Origin of the sequence: Poinsettia branch-inducing phytoplasma str. JR1 (assembly GCF_000309465.1) — a bacterium.
GTDB lineage: Bacteria > Bacillota_I > Bacilli_A > Acholeplasmatales > Acholeplasmataceae > Phytoplasma > Phytoplasma pruni.
In genome coordinates this window covers 1-9,196 of the sequence record NZ_AKIK01000096.1, presented here as the reverse complement: position 1 = coordinate 9,196, position 9,196 = coordinate 1, and the positions used below count along the sequence as shown (strand labels likewise).

Below are 9,196 nucleotides of genomic sequence, written 5' to 3'. Positions count from 1 at the left end.
TTTGATAGTTTTATTTTATTTTAACTCTTTTTATGTTTATGCTATAGAAAAAAACCAAAAAAAAGAAGAAGTAGAGTTAAGTATTTTAGAAGAAAAAAATACAAAAAAAATGATAGATAAAAAATCTTCATCTGCAAATGATGATGTAATTTCGCAACAGGAAAAATTTGATGAATCCGCTGTGATTGATGTTTCTTTTTCGTTGTTAGAAAATGATTATAAAAAAGATTCATCCAAAAAACATTCTTTTATAGGATGGAAACATGATTTTGGCTCTTTGTTTTCTAAAAAAATAAGGCTTTTTTATAACGTAGCTCAAGTTAAAACAGTTCCTTGCGCTTCTTTCCAAGAATGGTTGAATTTTAAACAGTTATGTTTTGGTCTTGTGGAGCATCATATCCCTAAAGTTAATCTTTTATTTGATTTGATTGATTTTTCTGGCATTAAAGAAGAGTTTGTTGATGATAAATATGATAGAATAGCTTTAGAAACAGTTGATTTTTATCGTTTATTGAAAAAAGAACCAGCTTTAGGATGTTTTTATTTTAAAAAGAACGAAATAAAGGCAATCGATTCGGTTAATATTTCGTTTTGCAATTGTAAAAACACAGGCTATTCTTTGTTAGAATTGATCCATGAAATAATACATTTTAGAGACAATGATTTAGATACTTTAAAAAAACATTTAGTGATTTATGTTCAACATTTAATGGAAATCGTGAGAGGTGAAAATATTTCCGAAGAAGTAGACCTTTCTATTGAACAGTTATTGGATAAAATCACTACTTCAACTGATATTGAGTCGTTGGAACAAAATTTATTATTTCATTTGATTAAAAATTTAAGCCATAAATATGCTCCAGAAAAATTTTTCATTCATTCTACTTTGGAAAATAAAAAAATTAAACCCTCACAAGAAATGAAGCTGACTTTATCTTTTGCACCACAACATCAAACTATTGGTTTTTTGTTAAAAATAAAAAATGACGCAGAAAACAATTTTTATCTTTATTTATATGAAATTTTTAACGAAGAAAAAAATGGACCAGAAAAATTACAATTCATCGATAAAGTGATGATTTCTAGCATCCAGAAAAATAAAGAGATATTTTTTAATCATTTATCAATTAACGTTTTAAAAAAGAAAACTTTGTTCGTTAAAGGGATCTCTTTATTTAATGCACGAATTTAAACAATTAGCATTATCTTGGATAGTACAAAAAAATAATAAATAAAATAAATTTTTAATTGTAAACGGAGAAAATTATGAATATAATGTACGATATTGATCCTAAGAGAATTACTGAAGACCAATTTGTTGTTTTAATCGAAATCTCTCAAGGTAGTAAGAAAAAATACGAAATTGATAAAGAAACAGGTTTGTTATCATTAGATCGCTATTTGGCTACGTCTTTTCGTTATCCTGTTAATTATGGTTTCATCCCTTTAACTCATTGTGAAGATAACGATCCGCTGGATGTTTTTGTTTTATCCCAAGAACCCTTAGATCCGATGGTTTTAGTTAATTGTCGTCCTCTCGGAGTGATTCGCATGATTGATAACGGAGAATTAGATGAAAAATTGATCGCTGTTCCTTCGAGAGATCCTTTAATGGATCAGTACCAAGATATTAAAGATTTGCCTCAATCTTTAGTAGCTGAAATAGAACATTTTTTACTTCATTATAAAGATTTAGACAAAAAAACAGTTTCTATTGAAAAAATAGAAGGAAAACAAGAAGCTAAAAACGCTATTAAACGTTCTTTAGTTACTTACCGAGATATCATTAAAAAATAACACTGTTTTAATTGTTGTAGCTTTCTTATTTTTCAAAAAGACCTATCGCCATGATGTCTAATTTTTATTTTTAAAATTTATTTTTTGAAATGTATGAATGATTATAATTGTTTTTATGTTATTTTTATTTCGCATTTGATAAAATAACGAAAGAGATAACAAATAACAATGAAAAAAACTGTCATTTTAAATAAAAAAATTTCTTATGATTATTTCTTAGATAAAAAATATTGTGCTGGGATTAAATTATTAGGTAACGAAGTTAAATCTATCCGTTTAGGCAAAGTTAATTTAGATAGTTCTTACATTTATTTTGTGGGCGATGAATTGTTTGTTTATAATATGAAAATCGCTAAATATGATTTTAGCAATAATTTTGATTTTGAAGAAAATAGGAAAAAGAAGCTTTTGTTGAAAAAGCAAGAAATTTTACAAATAAAAAGCAAAATTAAATTGAAAAATTTTAGTGTTATTCCGATTAAACTATTCTTAATCAAAAACCTCTTTAAATTAGAGTTCGCTTTAGCTCAAGGTAAGAAAAAATACGATAAAAGAGCTGATTTAAAGAAAAAAGATGATAATTTAAGAATTAAGAAAACTTTAAAATATTCTGAATATTGATCTTTTCTTTTTTCTTTTTAAATAATTCCTGTGTTACCTTTTAAAAGACCTTTTCTAAGGTCTTTTCTTTTAAAAAGGAAATAAAATATGGAACGGTTTTTAACGTTCTTAAGGATAAATAGTGCTAATATGTTATAATTTAAGCAAGGTGAAAAGAATGAAGACAGAAATAGTAAATAAAATTAAATTTTTAACAGACTTGATTAATAAAGCTAATTATGATTATTATAATTTAAACAATTCTGAAATAACAGATCAACAGTATGACGCTTCCTTGCAAGAATTAATTTCTTTGGAAAAAAAGTATCCTGAATATAGATTAAATTATAGTCCTACTTTTAAAATAGGCGGAGTGGTTAATTCTAAATTTAAAAAAATCGTTCATGAAGTGCCTATGTTATCTTTAGAAAATGTTTTTGACTTTAAAGAGTTAAAAGATTTTTATCATCGTGTTTTGAAAAAAGTCAGTCGTTTCCATTTTATTACGGAATTGAAAATTGATGGAGTGGCGATTAATTTAAAATATGAAAAAGGTATTTTAGTTCAAGCCACTACTAGAGGGAACGGGCAAGTAGGAGAAGCGGTGATTGATAACATCAAAACCATTAAAAATATTCCTTTAAAACTACAAAAAGATATCGATTTAGAAGTGAGAGGGGAAATTTTTTTTAAACATGATGATTTTGAAAAATTAAACACTTTACAGGTAAAAAATAATAAACCGCCTTTTTCCAACCCTCGCAATGCCACTTCAGGGACAATTAGGTTATTAAATTCTGATACCGTATCTCAAAGGATTTTGTCGTCTTTTATCTATCATATTGTCAAACCGCCTGCTTTTATTAAAACTCAAAAAGAGGTTTTGGACTTTTTAAAGAAAATGGGTTTTTCTGTTAATCCTTATCATTATGTGGCAGATTCGTTTGAAGCGTTAATTTCTCATATTAATCGATATGAAAAATTAAAAGATACTTTACCTTATGATACGGACGGGGTTGTGATTAAAGTAAACCAATTAGAACTTCATCCCCTTATCGGTTATACTAGTAAATTCCCTAAATGGGCCATAGCTTATAAATTTAATTCTTCCCAAGGAGAAACTATTATTAAAAAAATTACCTTTCAAGTGGGTAGAACTGGTTCTGTAACTCCTGTAGCGGAATTATTGCCGGTTATGGTGAGTGGTAGCGTTATTTCTAAGGTTTCTTTGCATAATTATGATTATATTCAAAAAAAAGACATTAGGATCGGGGATACTGTTTTAATACATAAATCCGGTTCTATTATTCCTGAAATTATTGAAATTATTCAAGAAAAAAGGACTGATCAAACTCCTTTTAAAATGATTACTCATTGCCCTTTTTGTCAAACACAGTTAGATAAAAAAGCTGATGAAGTAGATTATTTTTGTTTAAATGAAGTTTGCGAAGAAAAACAAATTAAAAAAATAATTCATTTTGTTTCCCGAGAAGCGATGGATGTTAATGTTTTAGGAGAAAAAACTTTAATTCTGTTTTTTCAAAAAGGTTTTGTTAAAAAAATATCTGATTTATACTCTTTAAACTCTTTTCGTAGTCAATTAGAAGACTTGCCAGGATTTAAAAGTAAAAAGGTTAACAATATTTTAAACGCTTTAGAAACCAGCAAATCTCAACCTTTTGAAAGGCTCTTGTTCGCGTTAGGCATTAAACATATTGGGATTAAGGTTGCTAAAATTTTAGTTCAAAAATATCACAACATCCATGCTTTAAAAGAAGCTACCAAAGAGGACTTATTAGGCATCCCTGAAGTAGGCATTAAAATTGTTGAAAGTCTGGGAGATTATTTTAAAAAACCTCACAATTGGGAAGAAATAAATCTTTTAATGCAACATAATCTTCAATTTCAAAATGATTATAAAAATAAAATAACAGTTCAAGATAATTTCTTTAAAGGCAAAAAAATTGTTTTAACAGGTAGTTTGAAACATTATTCGCGCAAAGAAATATCCTCTTTTTTAGAAGAAAAAGGTGCTTTAATCGTTAATTCTGTTTCTAAAAATATAGATTATTTAATTTGTGGTCACGATAGTGGTTCTAAATTAGTCAAAGCTCGCACTTTAGGAATTAAAATTATTGATGAAAAAGAATTGGAACAAAGGTTATCTGAAAGATAAAAAAAGGTAAAAAATAATAAAATGAAAAATATTGGTGTGGATTTGGTCGAAATAAAAAAAATAAAAGATGTTGGATTGGATAAAATAGCTAATAGAATTTTATCTATTAAAGAACACGAATGTTATGCTACTATCACTAATAAAGAGGTAAAGTATAGTTATGTTGCAGGAAGATGGGCCGCTAAAGAAGCTATTTTTAAAGCTTACGCTAAAGGAGGTTTAACTCATAATTATTCTGATTGGTCTATTTTAAACCATGTGCCTTATGGTTTGCCCTACGTTATTGATCCTTATCAAAATAAAATCATGATTTCTATTTCGCACACAGATAATTACGCTATCGCTTTTGTTGTTTTGATGTGAGAATTGATAATATGAATTCGTTTAATAAAAAAAGAGCTCATAAAGCTCTTTTTTATTTATCTTTCGATATTAAGGTTTGGTTCCTGTTTTTCAGGGAAAAAAGTTTTCTTTTGTTTGGTTTTAAAAGAAAAATAAATTATATATAAAGCGGATATAATCAAATGAAAGATAATCAGGGTTAATAAAATGTTTTGCCATTTTTTTAAGGCTTGTTGGTTTTTTTCTAAATTCTCTAATTGAGTGTTTTTTTCTTGGGGTTTTTCTAATATGTAATCAATTAATGATTTTAATTTTTCTTTTATTTGATTATATTTTTGTAAGGCATTTTTGAAATGATTTTTAGCTTGGTCTAATTTATTATTCATAGAGGGACTTGTATCTTCTATTTCGTAACTTTCAAATAAGTCGTTACCTTTTTTCATCAAAGATAAAGCGCTATTGTCTGATTGATCATTTTGGATTTGGTCAGTAATCTCTTTTTTTAAAGCGATTAAAGCTTCGTTATCTCCCGCAGATAGATCCACTAATGACAACCATTCTTGGGCTGATTCTTGTTTTTTTTCTGCTATTTTTTTGGTTAATTTGGTGTTGTATTTTTTGAGTCGAGTGATAATTTTTTTAAATTCTTCGTTAACATTGTTGAATAAATTTGATAAATCGTTAAAATTTGTTATGTCTGATGCTGTTTGGAATTGTTTTTCGCAATCTTCCCATTTGCTGATAATTGTTTCAGGATTGTTTTTATTTTCTAAATTATGTCTAAATCCATCAAATTCTGAATGATCTTTTTTTGGATCTTGAATTAGTTGGTTTAATGTTTTAGCAATTCCTAATTCTGTTTCTGCTATTAATTTATTGTTTAATAGATCTTGACGTATGGGAAAGTCATTCTCTAAATTATTTGGATTCCCAAAAAGAAGCTGATTATTAATTAAAACCAAAATAAAAAGGTTTAAAAGGAGAATAAAGATTTTTTTAATTAATTTTTGGTATGATATGTTAGAATGATGATTGTTTATTGTTTTAAACTCTTTTCTAATTTAATTTTTATGTGGAAAATGGATTATATTAGCAATTTTGAATATTTCTTTTCCTAAATTCAATATTAAAAAGCAAATATTATCCGCTTGCATTATAACATAGAAAGATTTATAAAAATAAAAAAGAAAACCTTCGAGGACTCATTTTTAGTCTAATCTTTAGATGAGTTTGGGGAAGGTTTTCTTGTTGGGGATTTAGCTAATGAAAACCAAGATTAAATATGGATTTTTTTCCATTTCTTTCCCCTTTTGTTGACGTCATTAGGTAACAAGATAATGACAATAAAAAGGATAATATTTAAGAAAATAATTGAAAAAATTTGGTTAGCGTTATTTTTTAATTTTTGATAACGGAACAATTCAACCACACTTTTCTCTTTGATATTAGAAGTTTTGACAAAGTGAAGCGGAGTGTTGAAATTGTCGCTAACAACATCATTGGTCCCGATAAAACGATTATCTTTATCAAAAAAAAGAAAATTTAATTTTTTCTTTTTATGTTTTAAGTTGAAAACAGAATCAAATAAAGCTGAATCTCCTTTTAGACTGCCGACTTTGCTTTTGAAAAATTGGGGACAATTAACTTTATTATCTGAATTGAATAGATAATACACTTCTTGGCCTATTTGTAAATCTGAAATTTTGGTCATTTCTGCAATAGGATAATTATAATCAGATTCAAAAGTCAATAAAATTAAATCATTTTTATCAAAAAGAAAACTTTGTAAATGTCCTTTTTCTTTTCTTTTGCCTTCATCAGGAGTAGAGGTAATAATATTAATTTCATCTGAAAAAATATTGATGAAATTATTGATCCAATTATCCATCTTTTCGTATTTTTGATTTTCAAATTCATAGTCAGTATTGTAATTGGATAAAACGTAATATAAAAATTTATTATTGGCTAATCTTTGTTGATAAAGAATAACGCCATTACCGTTTTGACCGTTGCCTTTATGCCAAACAATTAAAGAATTTTTGATCTTATCTGATAAATCTATCTTTTCTTTTTTTGGGTCATTTTTCAATTCTAAAGACAAAAAAGAGTTATCGCCTTTATATAAATCATAGTTATTAAATTTACGTGTGTAAGTAGCGGCGATTTGTTTATTTTTTTTATTGCGTTTGTGTATAATTAATTCTAAGTTCTTATCCCTCCCTTTGCCATCTATTTTGTTTAAGTGAATTTCTAAATCTTCTTGATGAGGGTCCATGAAAAAGATTTCCTCTTTATAATCGTAATTACCGACTAAATCGATCAAAAATTTGTTCGGTTTTTTTGTCTTCTCTTGAGAAGGGGAAGAAATAACGATTGGTTTTTGATCCAAGAGCAATAAATCTTGAACAAAAAAATTTATTTTGCTAGGTTTGTTGTCTTTAAATTTATTTTGAAAATTTTTTATTTTATTTTGTAAACTAATTTGATAAACTTTATCTTCAAAAGTTGGATTTTCTTGAAGTCTTTTTTTCATTTCTTCAAATCTTTCGTTAATGTGGATCATATTGATCGATTGGGAAAAACTATCGGTGGTTTTATCGCCTTGAAGAACGCTTCTATTCATTCCTATAATTTGACCTTTATTGTTAAAAACCATTCCTCCGCTATTTCCGCTATCAATTTGAATATTGAAATTAATTTCTTTTTCGTTATGGTAAATAATGCTACCTTTTTTCAATAAATTAATTTCTGGATATTGTCTAGGACTTTGAGAGATGGGATTGACATAAGGCCATCCGGAACCAAAAAAACGATAATTATTTTCTTGAATTTGTAGTCTTTCGTTTTCGTATACGAAAGTAAAAGGTATTTTAGGGTTGTTTATCAATTGAGAACCCATACTATAAATATCTTCCCCTTCTTTTAAAGGTAGAGATGGTTCTGGTTGGAGGAAAGGTTGTTTCGCTGTTTGTAAAATATCTTCCACTTTTTTAAATAAGTCATGGTTGGAATCAATAAAAGTGACAATACCTATGTCATCTGTATCGCGCTTATTATCGATATAATTATATACAGAAGCTGTTTTCTGTTTAAATTCGTAGTTAAAAATATGAATACTTTCACCTTTGCGAGCGTGTTCTATCACGTGGCGGTTTGTTAAAAGATAATATTTATATTCTATTTCTTCTGTATAGTCGTTTTTAATTGTATCTATGTGCCAAATAAAACCAGAACCTAGAAAATCTTTATAAATGATTAAAAAATTAAGTTTCGATAAAGAACGGATTTTGCCGGCTAATAATTCTTTTTCAGAAAGAGACACGCCTTCTAAAGGAGAAATGGTTTCAGTAGGTAATTCTGTATGATGTGGTTTTTCAATATTTTTTAAAGAGGTTGAACAATAAGTATTAAATAAGTATTTTTTTAAATGTTGTTCAAATGAGATAACTTTTTCAGGAAAATTTTGATGAATTAAACCTAAAAAAAGACCATTTTGATCTAAGAAAATATTAAATTTTTTGTCTTCTTGACCTTTTTCTTTGATCTTGATTGGCAAAAAAAAATTATTATGAGTATCTTCTTGTTGGAAAAATTCTTCATCGTCCTCTATGGTACGGATACATTTTAAAAAATTATACATACTGTTAGAAGTGATAATATAGTTAATTTCGGTTTTGTTATTTTTATTCTTTTTATCAGGCAAAGAAATGCCGATAAATTCACCTTTGGTATTGAAAAAAATTTTATTATTTTTACCTTTAATAGAAATGGGCAAATAATGGGTATTATTTTCGTCGTAATCTTCACTTATGATGCCTTCTTGGAATGGCTTGATATTTTCTGTCGTATCCAAAGTAAAAGCGTATACTGTTTCCCCAATGTGAAATTTATGTCTTTTCAATTCATAAGAAGAAGCTGGTTTTTCTTTGTTTTTTTCTTTTTCGAAAATAGTTTGGATGTTTTTGTGAATTTTTTCAATAGTTTCGAATTTCTTTTTCATATCGTTATCGTTTGTCTTGGATAATTGATTATTTTGATTATAATGAAAAAGTTTTATCGGTTGTGTTTCCAAGTTAAAAAACATACGGTAATAAAAAAAAACAGCCAATAAAAAGATAAAAAAAGAAATGAATAAGTATTTTTTGGGTATTTTATTCACGTACATAAAGTTATTTTATCTTTCTTCTTTCTTTAGTTTTATGATATATTTAGCTTTACAAAATAAATAAATAGAATTGTTTTTTTAAGATCTTAACTATATTATATATTATTTTTTATCTG

The 9,196-nt window shown here is 26.9% G+C and carries 7 protein-coding genes; 5 read left to right on the top strand and 2 right to left on the bottom strand.

Going from position 1 to position 9,196, the window contains the following annotated elements:
• From ON17_RS03605 to ON17_RS02150, 5 genes are all read left to right on the top strand, one after another.
• Positions 1 to 1,192, top strand: a 1,192-nt coding sequence (locus ON17_RS03605; RefSeq protein ID WP_160162335.1) for a hypothetical protein, incomplete at its 5' end; no start/stop codon positions are given.
• A 74-nt stretch (positions 1,193 to 1,266) separates the two neighbouring features.
• On the top strand, positions 1,267 to 1,797 hold the full coding sequence (locus tag ON17_RS02165) for an inorganic diphosphatase (RefSeq protein ID WP_026072003.1): 531 nt from the start codon (positions 1,267 to 1,269) through the stop codon (positions 1,795 to 1,797).
• Positions 1,798 to 1,965: 168 nt separating this feature from the next.
• Positions 1,966 to 2,418 carry an SsrA-binding protein SmpB gene (smpB, locus tag ON17_RS02160; RefSeq protein WP_017191853.1) on the top strand — a complete coding sequence of 151 codons (453 nt, stop codon included), beginning with the start codon at positions 1,966 to 1,968 and terminating at the stop codon, positions 2,416 to 2,418.
• 157 nt (positions 2,419 to 2,575) lie between these two features.
• Entirely contained in the window at positions 2,576 to 4,573 is a 1,998-nt protein-coding gene (ligA, locus tag ON17_RS02155; protein ID WP_017191852.1) for an NAD-dependent DNA ligase LigA, read from the top strand.
• Between the two features lie 21 nt (positions 4,574 to 4,594).
• On the top strand, positions 4,595 to 4,936 hold the full coding sequence (locus tag ON17_RS02150; RefSeq protein WP_017191851.1) for a holo-ACP synthase: 342 nt from the start codon (positions 4,595 to 4,597) through the stop codon (positions 4,934 to 4,936).
• A 56-nt stretch (positions 4,937 to 4,992) separates the two neighbouring features.
• Here the strand turns inward: ON17_RS02150 and ON17_RS02145 are convergent, their stop codons facing one another.
• Both ON17_RS02145 and ON17_RS02140 read right to left on the bottom strand, forming a co-directional pair.
• Positions 4,993 to 5,877 carry a hypothetical protein gene (locus ON17_RS02145; RefSeq protein ID WP_017191850.1) on the bottom strand — a complete coding sequence of 295 codons (885 nt, stop codon included), beginning with the start codon at positions 5,875 to 5,877 and terminating at the stop codon, positions 4,993 to 4,995.
• Positions 5,878 to 6,191: 314 nt separating this feature from the next.
• Positions 6,192 to 9,080: a S1 family peptidase gene (locus ON17_RS02140; protein WP_017191849.1), complete on the bottom strand. Its 2,889-nt coding sequence runs from the start codon at positions 9,078 to 9,080 to the stop codon at positions 6,192 to 6,194.
• Positions 9,081 to 9,196 lie beyond the last annotated feature (116 nt).

Bases quoted from the DNA above. Each gene is read 5' to 3' on its own strand.
- ON17_RS02165 (WP_026072003.1), top strand. From the start codon at position 1,267: ATGAATATAATGTACGATATTGATCCTAAGAGAATTACTGAAGACCAA.
- smpB (WP_017191853.1), top strand. From the start codon at position 1,966: ATGAAAAAAACTGTCATTTTAAATAAAAAAATTTCTTATGATTATTTC.
- ligA (WP_017191852.1), top strand. From the start codon at position 2,576: ATGAAGACAGAAATAGTAAATAAAATTAAATTTTTAACAGACTTGATT.
- ON17_RS02150 (WP_017191851.1), top strand. From the start codon at position 4,595: ATGAAAAATATTGGTGTGGATTTGGTCGAAATAAAAAAAATAAAAGAT.
- ON17_RS02140 (WP_017191849.1), bottom strand. From the start codon at position 9,080: ATGTACGTGAATAAAATACCCAAAAAATACTTATTCATTTCTTTTTTT.